Origin of the sequence: Desulfopila sp. IMCC35008, assembly GCF_010646885.2 — a bacterium.
Classification (GTDB): Bacteria; Desulfobacterota; Desulfobulbia; order Desulfobulbales; family Desulfocapsaceae; genus Desulfopila.
The window spans coordinates 2149033-2175838 of the sequence record NZ_CP050700.1 but is presented as its reverse complement, the minus strand read 5'-3'; the positions used below and the strand labels follow the sequence as shown (position 1 = coordinate 2175838).

Here is a 26806-nt window from a genome sequence, read left to right as displayed (position 1 = left end):
GCTATTCAATTTCCTGCTTGAGCAAACAGCACGATATCCGATATAGCGGCTGCCCTTCTTCATCATACTCAATTGTATCCGGCTGAAGCAGCTTATTCATCACACATCCTTCAGCAATATTGAGTTGAAAAAAATTATCCTCGGTCAGGCCTTCATTTACTACCAGGGCATCGTTTTCAATACGAAGTGCATGAATGGGATGATCCTCGCATAAAGGACAACGGTACACACGACCGTTGGGGAAAATAAAATAATTCTCAGCCTCATTTCCCGCACAGCCGAACTCTTCATCCCGGTCGAGAAACACTTTCGGGTACGTTACCTTTATACCTTCGCCTGCAATTTTTGCTGCCACTTTCGGTACAACAGAGAGCCACTCTTTTCGTCCAACTTGCAAGGAATCCGGAACATCATTTTTTGCCGAATTCCCGCGTAGACCAATAACCTGAATAAAGAATTTCTTGACCCCCAACTGCTTGAGCACCGGTAACATCCGCTCCAGGTGGTCGATATTCTTCCGGCTTACGGTGAAAATCAGACTGACGTTAAAGCCCTTGGCAACCGCTCTCTTGATATTGGCGGTACATACCTCAAAGACACCCTCCCCCCTGATGGGGTCATTAATTGCCGGTTCCGGACCATCCAGGCTAAAACTCAGGAAATCGACGTCAGCAGGAGTGACGCTCTCTAGGAAATCGTGCAGCAGGTAACCGTTTGAATCAACAGTAACGGCTAAGCCTTTTTCTTTTGCATAACGAACCGCTCCCGGCAGATCCTTGTGCATGGTAGGCTCACCACCCAGAAAAATGACATTACTTTTCTTATTGGAATCAATAAATAGATCGAGCCACTTCTTTATTGTCGATAGAGACAGCGTATTGCTGCCATGCTGCTCAGGATTGATATAACAGTGGCTGCAAGAGAGGTTACAGGCGGTAAGGATGTGAAAAAAGATATTGCGCTCGCCACGTTTAAACCCAACTGTTCTGGCCTTCTTCATTGATCTCTTATTGGTCGGATAGTTTGCAGGTCACACTCCTGCTCTAACGTATATTGTGCAAGAAGCGTGTTCTTGAGGTACGTATTGAGGGGGTTTTTGAAAAATTGCTGAAAAAGATATAAACACTCATCCCTTAATATATTTTTCACAACCGTAATCTCACGTCCATTGTAAAGCGGTGCAAGTTGATCGATCGGCAAGTTGGTCCCACCCCCCATCACGTCTTCAAATCCATATACTATTGTTGATACCCTGTTCACCAGCAGTGTCGAATAACACATGAGGCAAGGTTCGAGGGTGGAGTAGATGACAACCTGCTCAAGATCAATCTCCGGATATTTACTTTGCAGGTTTCTGAGTGCCACTATCTCGGCATGATCAAGTTCTGAAAAGGGAATATCGCTGTTCTCCCGACCTCCGGTGGCCATTACCTCATCGCCAACAACAAGTACACAGCCAACAGGGAACTGACCGGCATAAAAGGCTTGCTGCGCCTCCTCAAGTGCCAGTCTCATAAAGGTTTCGTGTTTTACGTTCATTGTATTACTAGCATAGATATGGTGAGGTCACATTGACCTCCCGAACCGCAACGAAGCGGATGAAAATGAAAAGCCTGTTTGCTCCTGGCGGACATCATGACCGACCCATTGAAACGGCAAATATAGAAGTTGTTGTGCTGTAACACGAAAATCAAGTTTTTCCAATACCGCAAACACTTTTTTCGGACTCACCGCCGCTCCGGCAAGCACTACCTTTAATGCCTGAACTGCCTCCTTGTGAGGCAAGGTAACCGGATAACTGCCTGCTACTGTTTTTTGGGTCATACCATTAAAAACAAGCTGCACTGAAGTCAGGTTTTTTGCTGAATTCAGGAATGTATTGGGATTTACTTTAAAAGCCGGAACAATAAAGGCCATTTTTTTGTCGCGATGTGCTTTTCTCACGACAACAGGCTGATTGGTAAGTTCAAGAAAATCTGCAAGTGTTGCCAATGTACAACCACGTACTTCCGGTTCTATATGCCAGAAAGGTAAATGGACAGCCGCTTGCGTCGATGATTCCACAACGCCAAAATCAAGTTGATGAAATATACCTTCACGCTCCTGCCACAGCGTCTCACAATTTGTACAGGTCATTACCAGGCTATCTCGACTACCTTTCATGGTCGCACCGCAACCTGGACAGATTGTAGAGAGAAAGGAAGGTTCCCACTCAGGGCTCACCCTAACGGTTGTTGCTGCAAAAGAGTCTATTAATGATGACGGCCCCAGCTTTGAATGATTGACTCCGTCGTAGAGATTTCCATGATACACATAGAGGGGCAGATAGACCCTGCTGACAGTCTCACCAATGAAGGCCCTGTGCACCACAGGATTTTTTTTATCCTTTGCAAAAAGAATGGACAGCTTAGCAGCATCCGTAAAAATGGCTCTTGCCTTGATTGTTTGTCGGACGAAATGCCCCTCTACATCACCGGTAACCTGTCTCACGTTCATTGCCTGAGGACGCAATCCAAGTGAAACGGGCATCTTCCGCATGGAAAAGCCTATTCTCGTGGTATCTATTATTTTATTGTGTACCTTATTTTTCTGACAATAGAAAATGGTACCCTTGAATCGGAGATACGGTACATAAAACAAACTTTCCCGAGAAACATGGGAAGGAAGTCTTGCAGGCAGCAGAAACCGTGGTAGCTTACGATGCACCATATAGTTATGCACATCACAGTACTCGCATTGCACTAACCGGTCATCTTCCTGCAAAAGTATTTCCGCACCGCAGGTGGGGCATGGTTGTTGGACTGTTAACTCCATCTGTTGCTACAACCGTTCTCCGCATTGGTTACAAAACATTGATTGGGGCAGGTTTTCCGCCTTACACTTCCCACAGATGCTCACACCTGCCTGCTGCCCGGTTTTCTGGCCGCATTGAGGACAAAATTTAGCATTTGGTGAAAGGTTTTTACCACAGTTATCACACTGACTGATAACAACCTGCTGATGCCCGCAGGCAGGGCAGAAGCGGGCTTCGGCAGGTATCTGCCCTGAACAGTCCGGGCACTCCGCAGTCCGTGAGGTTGCAGTACTGCCAGACCGGTTATTGTGGTTCTGCTGGAATGCGTTTGCAAACATGCCCGGAAGCATCAACCCCATACCCATGCCCATACCGGCGCCTGATTCTCCCTGGCTTGATGCCGCCTTTTCCATAGCCATGGCTGCTTTCATCTGCATGAATTTATCCATATCCTTTATGGCATTCATACGGCTCTGATCATCTATGGCCTTTTGCACCTCATCTGGTGGTGTGATAGAGGTAATATAGAGCTGGCTGAGACGCAGGCCAAAATGGGCAAAATCCTTGGTTAACCGCTTTTGCAAATCCTCAGAGAGTTCATCGAACTTCCCTGGCAGGTTCAGTATGGTATCGAGTTGCTCACCAAGATAATCATTAAAACGGGAGACTATAACACGCTTGAGATAGGTCTCAACACCTTCGGTAGTCATCGTTGCCATTGTGCCGACAAGGGAGTTAATAAAGAGTAACGGTTGCACAACCTGAATATTAAAAATCCCATGAGCACGCAGCCTGATAAGCCCCAACTCCTGATCCCGAAAAGCAACAGGGTTGCGTGTGCCCCATTTGAGATTGGTAAAATACTTCAGATTGACCATGTAGACTTCTGCCCGAAGAGGACTATCCCCGCGCCATGGTATAGAAAGGATCTTGGTCAGGATAGGCAGGTTCATCGTTTTGAGAGTGTGTCGACCAGGCCCGAAGGCATCGCACGCCTTTCCCTTATAGAACAAAACCGCAGCCTGACTTTCACGAACAGTCAACTGGGCACCATATTTGATCTCTCCCGAACCATTCTCTGGAAGCCGGTGAACCAGCTCTTCACCGCTCTCATCAAACCACTCTATATTTTCAAGAAAGACACCACCATCGAACTTGTTCATATTCGCCCCTCCTCAAGGTATCCGGAATAAATACGCCAAAGAGGAGCACTTCCCCCTTTCCATATCTCAAACCGCTCATTATAATGTTATGTAATAAATTATATTTCAGCTGTATATTTTAATTATAAAGAAAAGTATTACAAGAAAGGAAGCAAGTGGAAAAATATGTCTATTAAAGATCAGTGGGACCTGGAAACAGCCCTGAAAGTTTTGCAACACCCGACTGTGGATGCCCAGACGTGGGCTGAAGCCGTCGAATGGCTTCTAAAACATGGCCCATCTTCTATCAGGAAGATCCTCCTCGAGGCTTCAAATACAGCAACCGAGATGCAGTTTCCGGAAGTGAAAGCCGCTTATTATACCTCTGAAGGGCAACCGGTGTATGACACCCAGGGATTATCAGAGATGCTCGGGGTACCGGAAGACGAAGTTCAGGAGATACTTAAGAGAAAAGAAGGTTCTGACGACTCATTCAGCCTCCTGGACCTCTTTCCGAACAGCACTCAAACAGTGCATTAGAGAACCATACATTTTCTTTTTATGTCCGGAGAATAACGTGCAAAAAAGACAGGAGTTTCAACACTCCTGTCTTTTGGCAATCATTTTATAAAGTATACAGCTTTTCGTCTTGCACAGGTTTAGGTTTTCGTACACCGACTTTCTTTTTGAGGGCCTCTATACTGAAGTCATCATCCCCCAATACATCCCCCATTTCTTTTTCCACCTGATCCGGATCTTCACCGGCCTCCATCCTGCTGATCGCCTCTTCCATGGCGTCCCCGAGATTAAGGCCTGTCTGATCCGTGAACTTGCGCATCAGGGAGGCCATTTGCCGCGGATCATCTTCGTTGATACCGTCAGCCTCTTTCATCAGTGTTTCAAAGGCCCGTTCCATTTTAGTTTCATCAAGCCCGGCTAACGGGTCCTCTTCCTCTTGCCCCCCGGACCGGATAGTCGCAAACTTTGAAATTTGTCTTTCAATTTTTTCCTTGCCACATTTCGGGCAATCAGGTTGTGCCCCTGTATTGATACGTGAGGAGAAAAAATTGAAAATCACGTTGCAGTTGTCACAGTAGAACTCATAAATCGGCATTTTCGTAACTTATTATTTCTGTATAAATTTAATAATCCACCCAGCTCACCATATTGTGAACCGGCACTAAATATAGCTCCACTCGTCCTGTAAAACACGATCGAGCTGTCGTTGGTCAACGTCATCAGTTATATAGGTTGAGCCAATTGAGTCGGGCAGTACGTAATTAACTTTACCGGAAACTACCTTTTTATCTGCTTTCAGGTACTTTTTTATAAGTTGCCTGTTCAGGTGTGTTGGCACATCTACCGGCATACCATAGGCAGAAATGACAGAATAGATCCTGTCATTTTCCACTCCGGACAGGGTACCTTTCATGACGCTCAATCTGGCTGCCGCTACCATGCCTATGGCAACAGCCATCCCGTGGATAATCTCAAAATTAGACGCAGCCTCAACCGCGTGACCTATGGTGTGCCCATAGTTGAGAATTTTGCGTAATCCCCCTTCCCTTTCATCTTCCTCGACCACATCAGATTTTATACTGCAGCATGTATGTATTGTTTTTACCAACAATTCCTGATCGAGATGTATAATTTGACGCCGGTACTCCTCAAGAAAGGTGAAAAAGTCACCATCACGAATGACACCGTATTTCAGTACTTCAGCAAGTCCACCAAGTAGTTCCTGACGCGGCAGAGTTTTTAACACCTCTGTATCAATAAAGACACTTTGGGGTTGATAAAAGGCACCAACCAGGTTTTTTCCTTCAGGTATATCAACACCCGTCTTTCCGCCTACGGAGCTATCAACCTGGGCCAACAAGGTAGTCGGTACCTGGACAAAGGGTATGCCACGCATATATGACGATGCCAGAAAGCCAGCGATATCACCAACGACACCGCCTCCCAGAGCGACAATACAGTCATGGCGATCAAAACCGGCCTTGGCAAGACGACTTGCAAGTGCCCCGACAGTAGCGAGATTTTTGTTCTTTTCACCGGCAGGAAAAGGGACCATTTTCGCGTCCAGACCTGCTGCATTCATGGACTCAAGCAACTTCTCGCCATACAAGGTAGCTACATTGGTATCGGTTACAACGGCATACCTGTTGCCGTATCTTTTTGGGGCAAGAGATGAACCCACTTTTTCCAAGTAATTAGGTTCTATAAATATAGGGTAACTGCGCTTCCCAAGTCCTACCTGCAATTGCTTCATAACGCACCGTCGGTATGCTTTATCAACCCCTGCAACAGGTAGGGGCTGATTCGATTCTGATTTGTGTAACTATCTTAAATGAATTGAAATGCTAGATGTGCAGCATGATTTTAGAATGAATTGTACTCTGTTTGCAGGCAAAAAAAAAGGAGATACCGCCAGGTGGGCGGTATCTCCTTTAAGATCAGGTAAAATCTTGATTACATGGAGTCACCAGAGGCGGCACCCTGCATCTTGACTTCAACTTTCTCGGTCAGACCCTCATAGTACGCACGGAGGTGTACCAGTACTTCATCACGACCAAAGTGATCAACTATCTCAGCACCCTCGGAAAGAGCTTTACGCAGTTTGGTTCCTGATAGGATAACGCGGGACTCTTTGTCGTGGTTACAGGTTCTGAGAGAAGCCATACCGTCACACTTGTGGCAGTAGAAGGTCCAGTCAATTTTCATCGGCTTACACAGCAGATCTTTTGCGGCATCACCGGTCTGCGGAATGCGGTCAAAAATTTCCTGAGCCTCGAACAGACCGTAGAAGTCACCAACACCAGCGTGGTCACGACCGATCAGCATGTTGTTAACACCGTAGTTCTGACGGAAGGTGGCATGCAGCAGACCTTCACGAGGACCGGCATAACGCATATCCAGAGGATAACCAGCAGAGATAACGTTCTCTTTTACAAAGTAGTTCTCGATCAGGATATCAATAGCTTTTACACGAACCGGTGCAGGAATGTCACCCGGCTTGAGATTACCGATCAGGGAGTGAATCAGAACACCGTCACATACCTCAACAGCGATCTTGCACAGATACTCGTGTGAACGATGCATCGGGTTACGCAGCTGGAGAGAAGCGACGTTTGCCCAACCACGCTCTTCAAACATTGCACGGGTCTCAGCAGGTGTCAGGTATACGCCCGGGTACTCTTTAGGATACTCGCCCTGGGACAGAACTTTAACAGGACCGGCAAGGTTGAACTCTTTCTGAGCCATAACCATGATAACGCCCGGATGATCTTCAGGAGCGATCTCCCAGAATTTACCATCTACAGACTCTTCGCCTTCGCCCATGAATACTTTTTCGCATTCCCATTTTTTGTCGGCTTCGGTCATTTCGAACTTCTCAGTCACGGCCATGGTAGCGAAAACTTCACCATCTTTTACCAGTCCGATTTCTGAACCTTCGGCGATATCGGCAGCATCAGCAGCGGATACGTCGAGAGTGATCGGTACAGGCCAGAAGGTTCCGTCCGCCATCTGGAAGCTCTCACAAACGCCTTTCCAGTCAGCCTTGGTCATGAAACCGGACAGCGGAGAAAAACCACCGATACCCATCATGATGAGATCGCCTTTTGCACGATCAGAAATTTCTACCTGCTTGAGTCCTGCGGCTTTAGCTTTTTCTGCTTCCAGTTCGGCGCCTTCGAGAAGAGCACATACCAGACCTTTTCCACCGTGAGGTGCTACTAATTTAGACATAGAGTTCCTCTTAATTTAAATTGAATATGAAAACAATACGCACCGCCTGAACCTACAGGCGGCTGCAACTGAACACCTATTCATTTACGAACGCCTATTTAATATTTTGTTTGTTGAAAAGTCAAGGGAAAAGCGTGTTGTGCAGGTTTACGGAACTGAATCCTGCAATGTATGATCAACTGCGGAAGTGTGATGATAAATCACACAATGTGACTAAACTCTTGCTAGAGGATTATACTTTCATCCAAGCTTCGATATCGAGCATACCGCCGACACCTGATCATCTGATAGATAGGGTAATGTAGTACTCAACCGATGAAAGCCTATAAAACTCTACTTGAATGACCACCAGAATATTCCCTTCTCTTACTCGAGAAAGCAAGATAGACAAACACGAGTAAAAATACTATCATTTGCAATGATATGAGAAATGCATCAGTCATAATATCATATCTCAGATTTCTCTTTAAGATGTTCTGGTTTGCCCTTCTATCGATGTTTTCCATAATGCTACCACGGTCTTCAGTGGTCGGGGAATATAAGGCATATGCTTCATTCTCCATGCGGTAAGCAATCTTAACACCGTGTTTTTGAAATATTGCTCTGGCTACATTTTTTCTTTCTATTGAATTTTCACTGTCAGAGGCCATTCGAATCCAATCTGGATCAACCCCTTCCATAGAAGATGAATACTTCTCGAACATTTTATATTTATTGAAAAGATCAACCCCAAACCAACTTAAATTGAACATGAAGATAAGAATCATGACCAAACTGAACATCCACTTGGTTTTCTCTAGTAATATCCAGAAACTTACAGGCAGTAAAACGGTGAGAAGAACCAGCACTGGACCAAGCACATTAGAATTGAATGCAATACCAGAATTAAACTTCACAAAAACTGCAGTTGACAGCCACAGTAGTACGGTCACGTATGGTAGGAGAAACATTATCTTATCTCTTTCACTTTCAGTATTACCAAAACTATGGATGCTAACATTTTGGTCAAACAAAAAACCCCTGGATAGATTCCAGGGGTTTTCAAATTTCTATAGCTTGCTGCTGATTATTGGGGTGTACACTGTTTCCATCCGGTACGGCCTATAAAATAATTACTTAGTGGCAGGTTTTCTATTTCTATACCCTTCACTTCACCAGTACTTGTTTGCACGTAGGCAGAAACTTTCCCATCTTCTCCTTCCCCGACAAACAGGTTTGGAGTCTCTGCCAGGCCTATTCCAAGCGATTCCTGATTCTCAATAATATTGCCCGTTGTTCCACTGTCTGAATCGTAAAATATTGGTTCGTACCAGGAAGTACCAGTCTGATAGTATACTCCGTATAAATATGCTTCACCTTCCGCGAGGCATAAACTTTCATACGGCTGGTAAGTCGTGAACGCCACCAAGCCTCCCAGTAATGTTGCCTGTCCAATATTACGCTGCCTGTCATCATAGGCAGGGTAGAACAGTTTGTACCAACCATCTGCGGTGTTGCTAAAAGAGGGTGCAGTGGTATCAACCGATTGTCCTTTCCCTGCAATATACTCAATTAAATTTCCGAGATTAGGAGGATCTGCCAAACTTGTCAGTTGATTAGGCAGGCAAGGATCAAGAGTACCACAACTCAGAGTAGCCCCAGTTAGCCCAATAGTACTTTCAAGCACATTAATGTCATCAACTCTCAGCAGTCCTTTGTCTCCAGCAGTACCCCCACTAGGGAAAACCCTGGAAATTGCTGAACTGAGGACTGGTGTTACCACATCCGTCCATGAGAACTCTGCAATCCTCGTCGATGCATCATAGGCCATCGGTTCTTTAATGCCAAAATATGCCTGTTGCGTAGCATCAGTCTTGTCATCGGCGTCAAAGAACCGGCCTGTTCCTGTGTATACCCAGAAATTAAAGCCGTCATAACCTACAGAAGGTGCTGCAGTAATGGGTAGTCCGGCATCTAAAAGCAGACGCATCTCCCACTGATCAGGTGTAGTTATTGGCTGAACAATACTCTGGCCATACTTTGATATACCACCCAAACTATTAGTATATCTGGTCACAAGGCGATACAGTTTACCGCCACCTGCCCAAACATCATCCCCGAGAGTTGCATCAAACGTAAACCCGCCATCGACGGTACCAAAATAAACTGAATCAGAAAGATAATCTTCTGTGCTTGGATCAATATCGATATCTATCGTAATCAGATCTGAGATGAAATTGTTATCAGAATCGTTGGTGAATTCCAACGTCCCTGAAGCGTTGACCTGGTACTTTCCAAGCATAAAGACCCCGGTAGCATCGGTAGCTCCGATGCTGTAGCTCGCACTAGGCTCAGGTATCCTGAGTGGACTGGCATCTTTTTCGTGGACCAGTTTATTCAAATTGATAAACGCTAACTTGGCCGCCTGATCGCTGACACCTTTCATGGCGTCCGGTCCATGAGGCCCGGACCCAAGCATCAGGTACCACTGATTATCACTGCTGTTCACAGTCGCTTCAGCTTTCTTCATAACAACCATGGTTGATATAGTAGCGGAGTGTCCCATATCTGCAACAGTACCATCTTCTACTCTTGTCATTTCTCCGAGCAGATCCGGCTCATCTTCTGGATTTGTTATATCAAAGATGAAGTAGGAAGAGATAAATTCCCGGGAATCAGCAGCAATTCCTCCTTCCAAATCATTTGCAGCTACCGGCACACCGCCAAGTCGCATGCCTCCGACAAGTATGGTGCCCCAGCCATTGGGATGTATGCATTCGTCATCATCATCCGTCGAAATATTCGTGCACTGAGGCTCCTCATCAAAAATCTGAACATCGAATATCCTGGGGCGGAGATCCACATAGTATTTATGCCTGAATTTACCAACCTCTACCGGTGTTTTAGTCAGACTCTGAAGATGTGGAGTAATGTTGTAGGGAACGTAGGCCCATAGCTCAGCACCTAGTTCAGGATGTGCCGCGCTGCCTGCTTCACCTTTACCTATACAGGTATCTCCTTTTCCGGATACACAGAATTTCTTATATTCGGAATCGTAGAACCCCCCATTCACCGCATGCAACATACCATCGTTTGCACCAAAATAAATCATATGCCGACGATACTTCCATCTGTCGACAAACTCTGCATAATTGAAATCATTATAAAGCAGGTGATAGCCTTCAGATGGGGCTGTAACTGTCATAGGGGTTGAATGAATCACATCACCCAGTCGCCAGGTTTCGATACCGCTGGTACCTGGAATCTGACGACTTCGTAATGCTGGCTCCAAAGGTGCTGTTGTGCCATCATTGACAACTATATTCCAGTCATTGAGGCGATCATTACCTCTTATCCAACCAATAATATCCTTTACTTTAGCTAACTCCTCAGCTTCCGTTGTCCGGTCAACATTGAAATCCGTATAAATTGAAGAGCGGAAACCGGTATTAAGTGGATCTGTTTCAATTGTAGCGTTGGCATCACTCCAACTTACACCAGCGGTTTCCACTACAACGTCATCACTCTGGAAATTAAGCCACTCCCTGCTCTTGTCGAAAACGCCATCATTATCTAAGTCGTTCCAGGTATATATCCTTCGTTTACGCTCACCGGTTAATGGATAGCTGCCATTTGTACCAGTGTCAAGATCGTTCCTGGCAAGCCAGCGTCCCGTTGACCATATAAATGCCACATCCTCTAGATCTGCCTCATCTGTACAACTTCCACTATAAAGTGAAGTGTTATAACAAACCTTCGTTCTCAAAGCGACGTCATCATAAAAGACTACGACCCTTCGATCTCCATCTAGACTACCGTTACAGTTCTCATCCTCACCATCTTCAATAACTCCATCTCCATCAAGATCAGTATTAACTGACAAGGAGGGATTACAAGCCCCAACTTCACTTGGAGTGAGAACACCATCACCATTGAGGTCCTCTGTTTCCAGTTGACCAAATGGTGCAGCACTATCGTCAAATAGAAAACCATTACTGTCGATAAACAGACCCCTTACATCTCCAGCCCATTCAACCGTATATTGAACGCCACCATCTGTTTTCGTAAGTTCAGGCCAGAAGATAGCCTGGTAGACAGCACCTTCACCACCGCGTGATGAAGACACGACGGAAGCTGCAGAGCCAGCAGATGCCCGTTCGCGTAGTGTGCTGAACAGTGCCTCAAGATTTGCTTGAAGATCTTCAGGGTTTGACCCTTCAATTAATGAACTGCCCCCATTTGCAGCAGCGTCAGTCATAAATTCTTTTGGATTACACTCCCTGATCCCTGTGTTACTATCATCGTCACGCAAGGTACCTGTACTTACGATAAACGTCGTGATATTTCTCTTATCGTAATATTTTCCATCTTCCTCAAGCTGTTGGTAATCCGTATATATGTTCTGGACATTTTCATGCTGTCCGTAATATGTGAGGTCATCAAGATAGGTCGATCCATACAGAATAGCTGACCCGTCTGTGGCTTTGCACTCCGCATCAATATCTGAGGCTCCATCATTGTTGGCATCGCCGGTTAAAGCTCCAGTCACAAATTCGGCCACATCATCATGTACATCAGCAGTTGAAGATCCTTCAGTGATGATCAGCACGAAGTTATTCTGGCACCAATTTATTACCGGATCCTTACCAGTGGCAACCTGAAGTTCACTATCAACAGTAAAATCTTCAGTGTCACCATTAACGCATCGGTCGATTTTCTGTCCATAATATCCTAATGCCGTATAAAACGCTTCAGCCAGAGGTGTCCATGATATAGCCTGAATATCATTTATTGCCGCTACCATACTCTCGGCATGTGTTCCAGAACCACTCACAGATGTACCAAGTTCTATCGGTGCCAGTAACTGCGCCCCGTCCCGATTCCCGACATCCGGGCAGGCTTCATCAACCATATTATCAAAGGCTGTGCCTTCCAGACATTCCTGGGCTGCTCCGTTCTCATTAAAAGCCATAGCACCAATGCGCATTTCATCAGCATTGTTCTGCAATACTCCCTCACGACTATCGGTAACTAAAGGTCTTATATGCCCTTTCATCACGATAAGAGCATGATCCGTTGCAAACATCGACATTACACCGCTGTCTATCAACGATCCGACCATACCCAGAGTGTTTCCTGTGGAAACCGTCTCATCCGACGGATCTACTACCTGAGGTACAGTCAACCCTCCACAATAATCCCAGAGGGCTTCCTGCAGGCAGGGGTCTGCGTTCATATCACCATTAGCCCAATCTCCCGGGGCAATAACAGCACTGGTATCGCATGTGTAATCAATAACATCCAGGATGCCGTTGCAATTATCATCCTCATTTTGTTCAATAACTCCGTTCCCATCAATATCGGTATCGACAGCTATATCCGGATTACACGAAGCAAATTCACTGGGTTGAAGAATGCCGTCATTGTTTAGGTCCTCGTTTTCATCTATACCGTCATCCTGAAGTACCGCGACCCATTCCTTATTGCACATCCCAAGACTGTTGAGATTTCCGGTACACTCATATACCTCTCCATTAAAACAATCCTGTCCATCAGGTAAAACCGTTGCCTCAGTGCAGGTTGCAAATTCACAATAATCCGGCGCTACTCCCCCCTCCCAGCACCGTCCAGAATAATTGGGGAGGTCATAGTTGCCATCGCTGTCTGGGGTATCCGGGTATCCATAACAGACATAGCCGCTATCTTCCGGGTCTATTGTAGCAGGCGGCACCCCGCCGTCATAAATACCTTCACACGAGTTTGCTAACTCAATTGTATTACCAAAGTCCGTGGGATCATCATACTCCTTGGTAACCATCTCCCAGCATGAATGGACAGAATGGTTATAGGCTGCATTTGATTCAGCTAGAACATTGTTGGTCCCGTCATAATCAAGACAAATCCCAATGTTTTTCTTGGTTGTTCCCAACCCGTCATCATAGCCATTCATGACCGATTCAATTGCGTCCTGACATGCTTGTTCACGCTCTGAGCCTATAAAACCAGCATCGGAAATCCCGTTTATGACAATTCTCGTTGTGTCATCATCAATGCTTGTCTGATTCTCCTCTTTCGAGCCCTGTATACTGAAGGTAACAGTTTTCGTATCGCTTCCTGTTACAACCGGAAGCTCCTTGATAAAACTCCGTGAAGAACATCCACGATGCTCACCCACGAGAAAATCGTTGTCTACATCATATTTCCCGCCGGTAAGGACCTGTTTCTGAATATCAAATTTAGAAGCTGAAGCCCAGTTCAACAAGTTACCCTTGGCAACAAACGCAGTTACTCCAGATTCAACGGATACACCATCACCATTATCAGCGTTCACTATCTTGAAAAATAAGTCATCGTGACTGTATGCCACTCCAGATTCACCGGAGAAAGTTGTTGCTGCATCAGAAGAAGAAAGAATTGTCTCATTTTCGATAAAATATCCTTCTGAAACACCAGTCAGTATGTTGTAGTCTGTGATCTGCTCCCAGGTCACTGTATCATCCGCGATGCGATACCCACTAGAAGCGCTGCCATCTGTATCAGTAGCCTTATAATATACCCCCTCACTATATACAGTATCACCAATAGAATACGTATTCCCACTGCGCCATTGCTGCACACCATCTGTCCACACGTACCAGGCATCATCTTTAAACAGCCCTGCATAGATTTCTGTAGACGAATAACTATTGTCTACGCATTCCCCTGGAGTCTCGATATACGCCATATCAAGCATACTGGCAGAGTTATCTAACAATAGGAGGAGGTTGGATTTGGCTCCCATTGCCAGAAAAGGAGGTTCTGATACTCCTAGTGCATCTACATCAACAGCTGCATTTGATTGCAGAACCGCGTGCAACAGAAATGCTATTGAGAGGGCACTAATTTTAAGACAACTCGTTATCTTTCTATGCATATCTTACTCCCTTTTCATCTTGCAAAATCAATCCAACTCTATGCCAGTACAATATTGTACCTTTAGGTATTATAGTAATACTCCATTTAGACGTTGGTTTTGACATGGTTTTTCCCATATCCGTATCAAAGTTCATATCGACACTCATATGTTTCTGATCCGATAATGTGTCGCCAACCCAAAATCACAGTACTCTCGGCGTTATTCAACCCTTGCTGCCTGGCGACTATTTCATAATCCCTCTGTGTACCACCACCGGCTGCACCTTTTCCTTTTCCTTCATAACCGGCCGCCATCTGCAGTGAACCGCCCGGAAGCATTTTTGAGCCACCTCCTACCCAGATTGATGTTTCCTGAGAACCAGTGCCTATATTGGCAATGGGATAGTCGATATCCGGGTCACCGGATGTTACCTGACAGCTTGTATCCATTACAGGATAGTCTTTGTAATATAATGCCAGCCCCTTAGTGCCTCTAGGATAGACCCGTATGACCCCTTCCAGGTCCGCTACGGCAAGTGAATTTCCAGTATATGTATCAACCACATTCCCTGTCGAATCAAACCCGACAGGACAGTTTATATTTTCCTCAATTATGTTCGTCCCCAGGGTTGTTCCAGCCTCAGCCTGATATAGGGCTTTTCTCTGTACTCTATCGTTTTCCGCAATCGTATTTTCAAGAAACGATGTATTTGTTGCTGAAATTCCAATTATACTCAGGACGACAAGAACGAGCAGTGTCACAACCAGTACAAAACCATCATTATTTCCCATGGTTTTCATATTTTCCTCCAACTATTCTGCAGCAGGTTTCATTCCTTGCATATCTCGTCCGACTATATATTCATAATCGACGCCTTTGAGCCCACCAGGTCCACTCCTGACAACATACACAGCAACCTTCTTGGTATTTATCATTGGTTCATCGACTGCGACATTCCAATAGACTTGATACGTCCCGTCAACCACCATGCACCCGTCTGCCTTGTTCACACAACCTGCCACAGCATTGCCTAGTGGATCATTACCATCCTGGCAGCATTGATAATCACCTAAACCAAAATTTCCGCCATTATCATCAACCCCATTCCCCTCAGGCAGCGTACCATTATTCTCACTATCCTGACCAGTGCCGTCCCCATCAACATCTTCAAGCATGTCATCGTTAAATCTTGTAGCAAAAAAGTTTTCAACCTGATTGGCCCCGTTTATCGAAGCACTGCTCTTCACGTTAGCTATAGTGTTAACCTTCGCACCCGTAAATTGCATGGTGTAGAGAGAAATCACTCCAATAGTAAGAATCGCCATAGCAGTAAGCGCTTCTATCAGAGTGAAGCCTTGTTGGCTTTCAATTACTTTTCGCATATCATATCCCAACATTTCTGAGTTGAATATTGGCCATAACAAAGCGCCTCCTATATCTATCGTTATATGGACCCCATGTTGCTCCTGATGGTGTTGTATACGTCGATGTGTGTTGAAACTTCCTGTCCTGATCACCAGCCCGAGCAAGCATCGACACTTTTACAGATCGCGCGTTTTCAGGAACAAGGGTTGGATCCCCGTCCTTATCGAGATAAAGGAATTCAACAGCCTGAATATTTTCAGCAATAACCTGTGATGTAAGTGCACCTCCATCCCGAACCTCAACTGCAAAGTCGGTCGCTAAACCTGTAGAAAAATGAAAACGAAAGTGCTCCCCATCATCAGCGGTGTCTTCATCCTCATTGGCATCCAGAGTAAAACTCATTTGATCAAGAGAAAGATCATCATCTGATGTCGCAAGTAAACCTGCACCAGACTCACCTGTCGGGTCGTATCCAGCCATCCGGATCTCTCTTGCCATATAGTCCACTGCGGCTCTAAGGTTTTGCTGCATTTCTGCAATCTGGTCTTGACTCACATAAAGCCTCTGTTGTGTTGTATAAGCAGCAAACACTGCTGTAATAATAACCGAGGTTATAGCCAGACCAACCATCAATTCAACTAAAGTAAACCCATTTCTAGTGGTGAGGATGGTGTTATTTTGTCTATTCGAAATGATCATTTCCAATCCCCCCCTACCCTTCTTTTCAACTGAACAAGCCCGCTTGGCTGAGTGCTTACCATAAACTCTGTATTCAATTTATTTTTAAGCTCAACTGAACCTTTATTTCCAACGCCTCGTGAGTTGAAAATAACTGTATTGTTAGCGTATTGGTCATATGGGGCAATCCCGGGTTTATGGCTAATATCACCATTATATTCTGTGAGATTAACTGTTTTTTCTGTAAAATAATCCGCTGATGACACCCACGATGAGCAAACAGTATAACTCTTGCCATCGGAATCAAACTTGATCGCCCATTTGGTATTCTCCTTAATAGCCCCCATTCTCGCTTTCTGCATATTTGAGTACAGGTCCCGTGCGGCACTTTTAAGTCGTATATTTGGTAGGTTAGACAGGAGTGAAGGCACAGCGATTGCTGCTATAACACCAATAATTGCTATGATCACCACCAACTCAATAAGTGAAAAGCCCCCACTTCTTTTGTGAGTGTTCTTATCTGCAATAATCTGTACTTTTTTTTTGATTTCAGGTTCTATCATAAATTAGTGTCCATTATGTCTGGTAATTATTGCCTTGAATCCTGCTAGCATTTGCATCTCAAGAGTTAAATAAAGAATTTTTTCCATCCTTTCCATTATCTTCATAGATTTCTTAGAACGTCAAGCTCACCCACCACTATCTATTGACCCTTTTTCCCACATTTCCAAATTGACACTGATACTCGGGTTACAAAAAAAATTATGCCAAATACCTCATTTTCGGTTTCATCAGAGATGAAAAAACGTCATTAAAACGCTCTCAACTTCATAAAGAATGGAACCCTCTAAAATAATTAACGATCGCAGAACCGTTTCGTCACAAAATAAATGACCACCATGCATAATTCCTGTAGGACCTTATTTCACTACACTTTTCTTTGCAACATGCGGGCCTCTTTATCATTGTCGAAGTACTACACGTGATATTCAAGAGTTAACTTTCAGGATACAACGATGTAAGCGTGACATTTTTTGTCACTAGTCAATATTTGTATTAAATATTTTTACAAAACAGGATTGGAATGAAAAAACTCGAAATAAATTCGTCTCAGGTGGCTTTATGGACTGCAGGAGGACTGCATTGATAATGAGATGATCCCAAGATTCACTCGAGATCTCATCAGGAAAGATACATTCTCAGAGCTGAAAACGTAAAATGAAAAAACCCTGATAAAAGAACGGTAGCATCTGGTCTTTCATCAGGGTGTCAATAACCTAACTAGTTCCCATCCTAAAACTCAGCATTCTGTTCAATATCGAGGCGTGGCTAAATTATTTACCGCACGCATATGTACGATATTCGGAGGATAAATAATTTAGCCGGAACACTGAAATTGGGCAGAAGGGTAGTTTTAGGACGGGAACTAACTATAATTTAATCAGTAAACCCATACACCATCTTTTAGAGTCGGGCCGGAGTCATCCTTTTCACCATCCCCAGTACTACTCTTTTTGACTGACGCAGCAGGTTTCATATACATATCCTCTTCAGTTGGTTCAGCAAGAGATATGGTTGCGATGTCATTCTCCTTGAGGAGTTCAAACGTGACAAAAGAACCGTTTAGCAATTGACTCTTATTAGTGAAAAATCGTGTCTGCGAAGTAAACACATAATACGTATCATCAATAATGACTGACGAATCCTCTATAGCGTTTATCCAACCGCGTGGGGCGGTATAATCAGATTGTGATTCTTCATTCTGAACCGGATCTTCAGGCTCTTCACCAGAAACATTTATTGGTAACAACGTAACAAAGAGCAGCATTTGTACCAATAAGCCGAATTTGAAAAAATTCTTCACTCCATTCATTATAGTAATCCTCACCAATATTTCGCTATCCGCACCACATCTCTGATTGCCAGCTTTCATCAGTCAATATATATGGCGCCACTGGTCTTGTAGTAAATTGCACTACTGAATCTGCTGCCAGTAATACACACCTCTCTTTTCAGCTTTTTCCCTTACCGTCGTGATTTTACCTGTAGACGTACTCATAAGTTTAATCTCTGTCCCTGGGTTCAAAGGATCTTCGAGGATTGCCGGATTGAAAATCCTCCCTTCTTCCCCAACATCAGAAGGCGGTCCTTCATCACCTTCACCATTCTCGTAAATCATGACCATATCATCTTCATCGACATCACCGTCTCCATCTATATCATAAACAGCGTAATCCAAACGACCCCCGTCTTCGTAATCCCGCTCGTTCAGAAATGAATAGAGCCCGACGTCGCAAACGGAGCCCGTCACTCCAAAGGATATGAGAATGGCACGACCATCACGGATAAGTGCATCTGTTGTGACTCGTTCACCCAGTGCACGCTCTCCAGCTTCATCAATAATTCCATCATTGTCATTATCGACATTATCATTGGCGGTAATTTTGCCTGGGAGATCAAAATACCAACCAACGTTATTCTGGGGAACTTTATCTTTTGGATCTTTGGTACCATCATAATTAACGTCAATGGTTGAACCGACGGTCCAATCAGCACTATACTGAGTGACTATACGATAATAGTCATAGGTATCCAAAACTCCATTCTGGTTGACGTCCTCATCGACCAGATCGAAATCTCCATCACCGTTTTCGTCAGTTTCGTCCGGGTCTTTAACCTGATTATTATTTTTATCCTCGTTTACGTCTAGATTACCATCTCCATCAGCGTCTTCAGAAATTTCCTGCTCAACAAGCGCTTCCTGTCTCAGTAGTGTATTCAAGGGATTATCTGTCGCATCTCGATTAGGGGAATTGCTCACTGTGGTAGCAGTGAGGGCATCAATCTTGCCATTCCCGTTGAGATCTTCATCGATATCTAGGTTGCCATCTCCATCAATATCTTCCCCAACATCAAGAACTCCATTATTGTTCGCATCCTCATCAACATCGAGTCGGCCGTCTCTGTCTATATCTTCAAGAGAATCTATGCGCTCACCTAGATATCCTGCATCGTACTGATCAGGTGCCCAATCCCACAAGCCGTAGAAGGATTGTGTGTATGTAGAGGTCAGGTCAGGCTGACCAAGAAATTTACCGGTACCGAAGACCACGATATACCCATTATAACTTGGATGGTTCGAGACATCCGGTGCAGCTGTAATCGCCTGATTCTTAGCTGTCTTAAAAAGAGGTTTGGGGACAGCACCAGCCTTATTGCAATGAGTGCTTTGGTCCCCTCCATCGCAAAATGCTACCTGCCAGTCCTCATAGCATTTAACAGAGTTTGTGCACTTATCTGGATTACTCGTCTCAGTTTGGTCACCTCTCCCTGCAGTAAGGTCAAATTTCCACATGTTGCCGAGTAGGTCACCAGCATATACATAATCAACAGTCAGGTCGTTATCGACATCAATGGCCTTCGGCGTGGACATGCCGTTCGCAGGCCCTACCCCGGTGTCAAATTTCTTCAAGACATCACCGCTGACCGGGTCAAGAATATACAGTTGTGCCGTACCATCTTCACTTGCATACCCATTACCAAAAATCACGACATATCCTTCCAGTTCATGACTTGGGTTAATTTTAGAGTCGTTGGTCTTAAGGAGAAGTGCACCGCTGAATGAATACCCAATCCCTTTGTCAGAAATCGATTCTGTGATGGTTACGGAATTTCCATCACCACATGTATCAATAAGACTGCCATCTTCAACTTCTATCTCACCATCTGAATTTCTGGCGAGAATTCTAAATGTACCGTTATTAGTGTAATTCGTACAATCAGCACCTATTACGGTAATATAGCTGCCTGGCGCAAACGATGGCCCGGTGAATCCGTCCCCGCCATCGCGGATATAATCATTCCCGCCTCCAGGATTGCTAAATGAAATAGAGGTCTGATCCTTTATCAGAATAGCTGGTGGTGCCGGGTATTCCCACATCACGTTAGCTGCACTGAACCCAGCTGGATTCGTAACGTCAAGCGCGAAGTATCCTTTACCACCTTTGCCTAACCCACCAACAAGCATGGAGAGGTTGTCACTCACCTCCGTCACATATGGAGTGTTGTCGACGTAGAATTTATGGGTATACCCAGGATTCGCGAGTTCACGTAAATTTTGATAAACTAACCCTGGAATATAGGCGAAAATTTCCTCGCCGCCATTAGCATCGGTCGCATCGAACGCGTGAAGCATCCCGTCATTACCTCCAACGTAAAGCACTTCATCAAGATATTGCGCTTGAGAGTTAACGAAATCCCCGAGAGGTTCGACCCTTGTCCGAAAACCACCACTAACCTCATAACTACTATCACCCCGCAAGTAATCCAGTACATTATCATTTGTCCTGGTACCGTACGCAAAATAGGGGGTCATGAGTTTAACCTGCTCATCTGAAAGATTCCCGGCAGTTGTTGAAAACTCTGCTCCGGCTTCTGTGTCGGTATTAAAGGTAAAAAGTTTTCGGCTGGTGTAACTCATGTTCTGCATCTCGGCAGATGCAGACCAGACACTTGTATCAAAAATACCATTGTCATCAGCATCATAGACCTCGTCTGCTACAGAAGATACAATTTTAAAACTACGAAGATCGCCATACCAACTGGAAGTATTATAAGATGTCTGATACGTCCTTATATCACTGCCTATGGTTTCAAAAAGATCGTCCCCATTAATTGATACAGAGGCTCCAGACCCAGTCCTTTTAGCGATATTTTCTATAATAGATAATAATGACTTCACAAGATCATCAGGGTTACTCGCGCTCAGAAATTTCCCTCGACCATTAACCGCTGCATGCCAGAGATCATCAATTGTTTCCGGCTCATTTGTATTCACTCCTGGCCAATCCGGATAATTTGGCGTAACAGCATCAACTCGGAGTTCGTAATCATCTGGATCAAGAGTTCCGTTTAAACCAAAAGATACTGTATAGGTGACCATATGCTGCCAATTGGCAGGGTCATCATGTGTTTCAGTTTCTTCGGGACTCGGTTGGACACTATTGGGTAACGTTGAGGAAATATCTGTCTCATAAAAATACATGGCAATATCTGCCAGTGTATTCGTTGCACCTCCGGAATAGAGATAATCACCATCCGAATCAACAAAGCTGGTATTGTCATTGTCGGCATTATAACTTCCGTACCCACCACCGTTGTAGTAACCATCGGTCATAAGTATTGCGAAATTCTGCTGACAAGCACCGCCATCTTCCTCACTCGCAAGCGGAGATGGCAAACTGCTTGACCAATCACCAGTATCGGTATTGGCGAAATATTGTCCGGTTTCCTCTAAGGCGTTCCTCAAAGGAGTACCGCCACTCGCTTTCCAGTCATACAGGATTTCGAGTAGTTCATCTGTGTAATCTTCACCATCCACTTTTATTTTCTTGACCGGTGTCGCATAGCTCCAATCGTTTAATGGGCTCAGTCCGACCTGCACTCCATCCATCGCTACCAGGGACCTGGCAACAGCAGATATTGCCGCACAACGCCTCTCGCGGTAATACGTCACCCAGTTTGCAAAATTCTGAAGTGCCGTTGCGTAATCATCAGTTTCAACCACGTCTGAAGGAATATCAGCCCCAGTCTTCTCTTCCAATTGAGTTACTTCATCGTCAAAATTGTCAGTGTTCTTATCAATATTTGTTCCACTAGCTCTATAGTAACGTAATGAGGAAGTAGCGGAGTCGAAAGTTACAAGATAAGGAGCATTATCAAGATCAGACCAGACATAGTAGTGAGCATTAGGAATAACCACACTATCCGCAACTATTTTTACCGCATCATAATCACTAGAATCTTCCCTTCCGAAAGTATCCGTGAGAGTAACGGTAACCTCTTTCCTTTGCTCGAAATCATACTTCCCAAGTGAATACGTTGGATCACCATTGTATGGGTGCTGATCAACTTTTTGGTTAACATAAACAGTATCATTAATCACAGGTATACATGTCGGACAACTAATAGTATACGGAACGTTATCTTCAAGTGGAGTATACCCATCCCAACTCGCAAGTACCTCATACTCTGCGTCTTTGGTTGGGATAAATGTATATGTCGCCCACTTATTTGCTGCTGTTCCGCGTGCTCTTCGGTTATCATTATTATAAGAATCACCGGCATTCCTCTCCTTCCAGTGGTTCCAGTTTGATACAGTAAACCCAGGGTCTTCATCATCAATTATCTGTTTCGTTTCCAGGGTTGCAAAGGTGTTCGGGAGTATTAAAACAGACGAATCATCCAGGGGGTGAAATCTTGGAGCATACGTATCCGCATCGGCAGCTGTTCTTTTATCTGCCCCGGTGATCCTCTCAGAGACCTCGACAACACGAGGCCAGGGAACATAGGTGACATCCGGGTTATAGTACGTCCTGTTATACTCCAGCCACTGCGATTTCCACAACATCCGACGACTTTCCGGAATCTGTCCACCGGGCTGTAAAACACTCGTGTAGCGTGTACCACCAGAACAGTATGCACCGGTACCACCAACGCAAAACTTACCCTGCTCAATACCAGGAACCATTGTTGACCAACTCATACTTCCGGAATCATCAATGATATACATGATATTAGCAGGAGCAGTAACGGAGCTGGCTACAAGTGGAACATCTGAAATAGGTGTAATATCATAATCTAACACCACAAGACGATGACTTGTTGTAACGTTGGTGAATTTCACCTCCAGGGTATCATCCGCCGTATTGTTCAGTTCATATACACCACCAGGGTCTGTGTATGTACTGTCAGTAGCAGGTAATGAGATTCGAACGTTATCTATGAAGATTGCTTCTATAGCATGTGCAGGATCATTGAGATCGACGTAGAAAGAAAGGTCATCCCCGTACGTCGGATACTTGGTTGTTGCGAGAGTATTCTCACCAGCATCATCGAATATAGTATCAAAGGTGGATGATGGCTCTATGCTATACCAATCGATGGAGAATTTGACCTCCATCACATGGTCAACAGGGCTTTCTTCATTAAAATTGTACTCTGAAACCCGGCCGACATCGGCACCATCAACTAGTACTTGCTCAATATGATAGCCCATACCCGGTTCTATAAGCACAATTTGATCTGTATCAGCCTCAAACTCAATGGAACCTGTACCGGTAACTTCCTGTAATCCCAAACTCACCTTACCCGGACCGTTAATTTCCACATCCACAAATCCAGTAAATTGAACTTCCACGGTGGAATCAGAGGTTATATTGTTTGGATAGGTATAGTTATAGGGACCTGTTTCGTCATCCCCCCTGATGCCAGACGAAACGTCATCTACGATGATGTCAGAGATATGGTGAATGTGGTTTACAGCCGGCATTGCAGCTGTTGCATGACTCAGTGCTTCGATAGTGAACACAGGTAAATAATCGTACGAAACCTCGAGAGGGTCATCACCTGGATCAGGAGAAATTGTCCCATAGTCTGAATCCTCTATAACTGTAATCATCTGGGTGAATGCTGCAGTAATGGTATGGTCAGCACTAATATCAGTATACTCATAATTAAAGGTTTCCGTTGTAAAAGGGGCAACGTTTGGCCCTTCAACAAACGTACCGTCCACATCTACAAAACTAATGTGATAATCACCATCTCGCTGCACCGTATAAATGGGACTAGTACAACCGTCATGGTAGTCACTTGAAGTTATCGCCCCATGTGACTCACCAACTATATTTGATGTTACCTGCCACCTGTCCACAGTAAATGTCGCTTCTATGGTTTCACTTTTTGTAATTGGTGAAAAGGTGTAATCGATTGAATGAGACCCGTTATCAAAACCCGTATTGGTGCTACCCTCTGCTGTTATAGATTCAATATGATCACAGAAAGTCGATTGGTCAGCAGTCGATATTTCGAAAATAGGCTGTGAATTCAGATTAACAACAACTCTTTCTGAATAACCAAGAGGGTCCGGCATTGTGTTGGCAACGGGTATTATCTCTCCGCCACTTCCAGGTATCATGGTGACATAAAATTCATCTGCCAGGATGGTACCATCCCCGGTATCTGTAACATCCGCGAGACCAAAATCCAGGGACGATGTTGCAACATCGGTTATGGCTCCATTAGATAACTCTACAGTATACTTCTCATCCGGTTCGACCACGTCAATATCACCGAAAATCAACACTGGGATAAATACGCTATCTCCTGCGGCTACACCAGTAAACTCAATGGTTCCAGAATAAGGTGCTACAAAATCTTCGGTCTCATTGGTCGTTCCATGAACCATATGCCAATCGACAACAACCTTTGTATCTGCATCTATCTCGAGGTCTGTTGTTGCTGTAAATTTAGGATCAGTTGGGGGAGCATCCCCAGAGTCACCTTCTAGAACAGAGGTGTCATTGAGAGTAATGGTTGGAAAATCATCATTTTGAATCACACCAGTTGCATCATTGCCACCAGGTGTTGTACTTATTTGCGCATTAACTGCGCTGTCTGAAAGGTTGGCATTTGATATAGTTACTGTGTAACTTTCATCGTTTTCGACAATAAGATCAGGAATAATACCAACGGAAATCTCGCGTTGGTTTCCGCTGTGGATGGAATAGTTAAACGTGCCTGTTTGGACGTCACCAGCCTCTGTAGTGCCATGTGTGATTGTAACATCGAAAGTCACAAGCACCATCGGAGCGATGACATGATCGCTTTCCACGGTAAAATCGGCGAAGGTCCCCGAGGCAGGCGGGTCACCTTCCGGTGTAAAATTGGTAGCAGTAATCAGGCTTAGAACTGGAACATCATCGTTAAGAATTACTCCGTTAGCAGTATCTGAAGCAACCGGTGTACCAGTTCCATCAACGATGCTGGCCCCTGTTAACTGTACGACATAATCTTCGTCATACTCAACAACTTCATCTGCGGAAATTGTCAGCGGCACACTCCTGCTGCTATTGGCAGCAAGACCAGTTGTAATTGCTATTGTACCAGAAGTTACGCCGACAAAGTCACTTGAGTCAGTTTCAGAAAATAGTACGTTATAATCAAATTGCAGCTCAGCATCAGCTGCGATCTCCAAACTTGATTGATAGGTTATTCCAGAAGCGTTATAGACAGTACCATTTCCTTCTGAAACGGACGAATCATTTACAGTTATGGTAGGAATGTCATCATTAACGATTGTTCCTTCCCCAAGTGAATCAACAATCGTCGCATTTGGGGATGGGTTGAGTATTTGCAAATAGAAGATCTCATCCTTTTCAACAACCGTATCCGCAAGCACTGGCACATTTATGTTTGTTGTATTTCCAGAAGAAATAGTTGCGGTACCGGATTGTGGAGTGTAATCATTCAGTGATGCTTTAGCTGTTCCTTCAGCTGTCGAATAGAGAACACTTACAGTGGTCCCCTCAATCGTCTTGTCAGAGGCAATACTGAATGATACTTGCCCATCACTCTCATTGATACTGACATCATTAACTGAGATGGCAGCTACATCTGCATCAATAATTGTTGCCACTCCGGTATCATCATCTATCAAGGCATTAGAGCTTGCTGAAGTTAACTTCAACTCAAACGTCTCATCCGCCTCAACAATATCATCACTCTGCAGGCTCACCACTACGTCTGCTGAGGTACCATTCAATATCGTTGCCACACCACTATTTGATACAAAGTCTAAGCCAGCATCAGCACTAACTGGATTTGTTGCAAAATTGACTTCAACGGGTACACCAACAACAATTTTATCAGAGGTAATAGTGAAAGAGAGAGTGGACGAATCTTCCCCTCTACTTACATCAGAGATTGTCAACCTGGCAATGTCATCACTTTCTATGGTTACGGTTGCCGGTGTGGTAGATATTGCTCCAGCACTCGGACTGGCCCCTGTTAATCTGACAGTGACTGTTTGATCACCCTCAACCCTTGTATCATCCAGTACATTTACATCAATAGTTGCAGACGAACTACCGTCAGGTATTAAGACACTGCCGCTCAACCATTGATAATCTGTACCCTCAATTGCGTGACCACTCCCCGTATCTACTGAATATGTAACAGTTGTATCACCGACAACTGGAGATGTAGTGGTCACAGTAAACTGACCATCTGCTGATGGCTCACTGGCAACTGGATCATTGGCAACAACATTAACGTCCGCTAATGACACTTCTGCTACTACAAGCACCAACGTTAACAACAGACCAATTAATTTTATTATTGTTTTTTTGTTCATCTGCAATCCTG

At 44.6% G+C, this 26806-nt stretch carries 16 protein-coding genes; 1 reads left to right on the top strand and 15 read right to left on the bottom strand.

What is annotated here, in order from left to right; all coding sequences use genetic code 11:
* Position 1 precedes the first annotated feature (1 nt).
* From GA520_RS09570 to GA520_RS09555, 4 genes are all read right to left on the bottom strand, one after another.
* Positions 2–1000, bottom strand: coding sequence for a radical SAM protein (locus GA520_RS09570; protein ID WP_163336821.1), 999 nt, complete (start codon positions 998–1000; stop codon positions 2–4).
* The gene (locus GA520_RS09565; protein ID WP_240910077.1) at positions 997–1515 is read right to left on the bottom strand and encodes a nucleoside deaminase; all 519 of its coding nucleotides are present in this window, start codon (positions 1513–1515) and stop codon (positions 997–999) included. Before GA520_RS09565 ends, GA520_RS09570 begins: the two co-directional genes overlap by 4 nt.
* 51 nt (positions 1516–1566) lie before the next feature.
* The gene (locus GA520_RS09560) at positions 1567–2538 is read right to left on the bottom strand and encodes a hypothetical protein (RefSeq protein WP_163336823.1); all 972 of its coding nucleotides are present in this window, start codon (positions 2536–2538) and stop codon (positions 1567–1569) included.
* 282 nt (positions 2539–2820) lie between these two features.
* Positions 2821–3957 carry an SPFH domain-containing protein gene (locus tag GA520_RS09555; RefSeq protein ID WP_163336824.1) on the bottom strand — a complete coding sequence of 379 codons (1137 nt, stop codon included), beginning with the start codon at positions 3955–3957 and terminating at the stop codon, positions 2821–2823.
* 165 nt (positions 3958–4122) lie between these two features.
* Between GA520_RS09555 and GA520_RS09550 the strand changes: the two genes are divergently transcribed.
* Positions 4123–4476 (top strand): hypothetical protein, encoded by a 354-nt coding sequence (locus GA520_RS09550; RefSeq protein ID WP_163336825.1) that lies wholly within the window; start codon positions 4123–4125, stop codon positions 4474–4476.
* An 85-nt stretch (positions 4477–4561) separates the two neighbouring features.
* Here GA520_RS09550 and GA520_RS09545 read toward each other — a convergent pair whose 3' ends face one another.
* The 11 genes from GA520_RS09545 to GA520_RS09495 form a co-directional block, all read right to left on the bottom strand.
* Entirely contained in the window at positions 4562–5050 is a 489-nt protein-coding gene (locus tag GA520_RS09545; RefSeq protein WP_163336826.1) for a zinc ribbon domain-containing protein, read from the bottom strand.
* Between the two features lie 66 nt (positions 5051–5116).
* The gene (gene aroB / locus GA520_RS09540; RefSeq protein WP_240910078.1) at positions 5117–6136 is read right to left on the bottom strand and encodes a 3-dehydroquinate synthase; all 1020 of its coding nucleotides are present in this window, start codon (positions 6134–6136) and stop codon (positions 5117–5119) included.
* A gap of 272 nt (positions 6137–6408) precedes the next feature.
* On the bottom strand, positions 6409–7686 hold the full coding sequence (gene sat, locus GA520_RS09535) for a sulfate adenylyltransferase (RefSeq protein ID WP_163336828.1): 1278 nt from the start codon (positions 7684–7686) through the stop codon (positions 6409–6411).
* A gap of 323 nt (positions 7687–8009) precedes the next feature.
* Positions 8010–8636: a hypothetical protein gene (locus GA520_RS09530; RefSeq protein WP_163336829.1), complete on the bottom strand. Its 627-nt coding sequence runs from the start codon at positions 8634–8636 to the stop codon at positions 8010–8012.
* 116 nt (positions 8637–8752) lie between these two features.
* On the bottom strand, positions 8753–14578 hold the full coding sequence (locus GA520_RS09525) for a pilus assembly protein (protein ID WP_163336830.1): 5826 nt from the start codon (positions 14576–14578) through the stop codon (positions 8753–8755).
* Positions 14579–14703: 125 nt separating this feature from the next.
* Positions 14704–15360 (bottom strand): PilX N-terminal domain-containing pilus assembly protein, encoded by a 657-nt coding sequence (locus GA520_RS09520; protein ID WP_163336831.1) that lies wholly within the window; start codon positions 15358–15360, stop codon positions 14704–14706.
* 12 nt (positions 15361–15372) lie between these two features.
* A complete protein-coding gene (locus GA520_RS09515) occupies positions 15373–15942 on the bottom strand; it encodes a prepilin-type N-terminal cleavage/methylation domain-containing protein (protein WP_163336832.1) in 570 nt (189 codons plus the stop codon).
* Between the two features lies 1 nt (position 15943).
* A complete protein-coding gene (locus GA520_RS09510; protein ID WP_163336833.1) occupies positions 15944–16624 on the bottom strand; it encodes a prepilin-type N-terminal cleavage/methylation domain-containing protein in 681 nt (226 codons plus the stop codon).
* The gene (locus tag GA520_RS09505; RefSeq protein ID WP_163336834.1) at positions 16621–17166 is read right to left on the bottom strand and encodes a GspH/FimT family protein; all 546 of its coding nucleotides are present in this window, start codon (positions 17164–17166) and stop codon (positions 16621–16623) included. The genes GA520_RS09510 and GA520_RS09505 overlap by 4 nt, the downstream gene beginning before the upstream one ends.
* 878 nt (positions 17167–18044) lie before the next feature.
* Positions 18045–18476 (bottom strand): hypothetical protein, encoded by a 432-nt coding sequence (locus GA520_RS09500; protein WP_163336835.1) that lies wholly within the window; start codon positions 18474–18476, stop codon positions 18045–18047.
* Positions 18477–18578: 102 nt separating this feature from the next.
* Positions 18579–26795, bottom strand: a complete 8217-nt coding sequence (locus GA520_RS09495; RefSeq protein WP_163336836.1) for a PilC/PilY family type IV pilus protein — start codon at positions 26793–26795, stop codon at positions 18579–18581.
* Positions 26796–26806 lie beyond the last annotated feature (11 nt).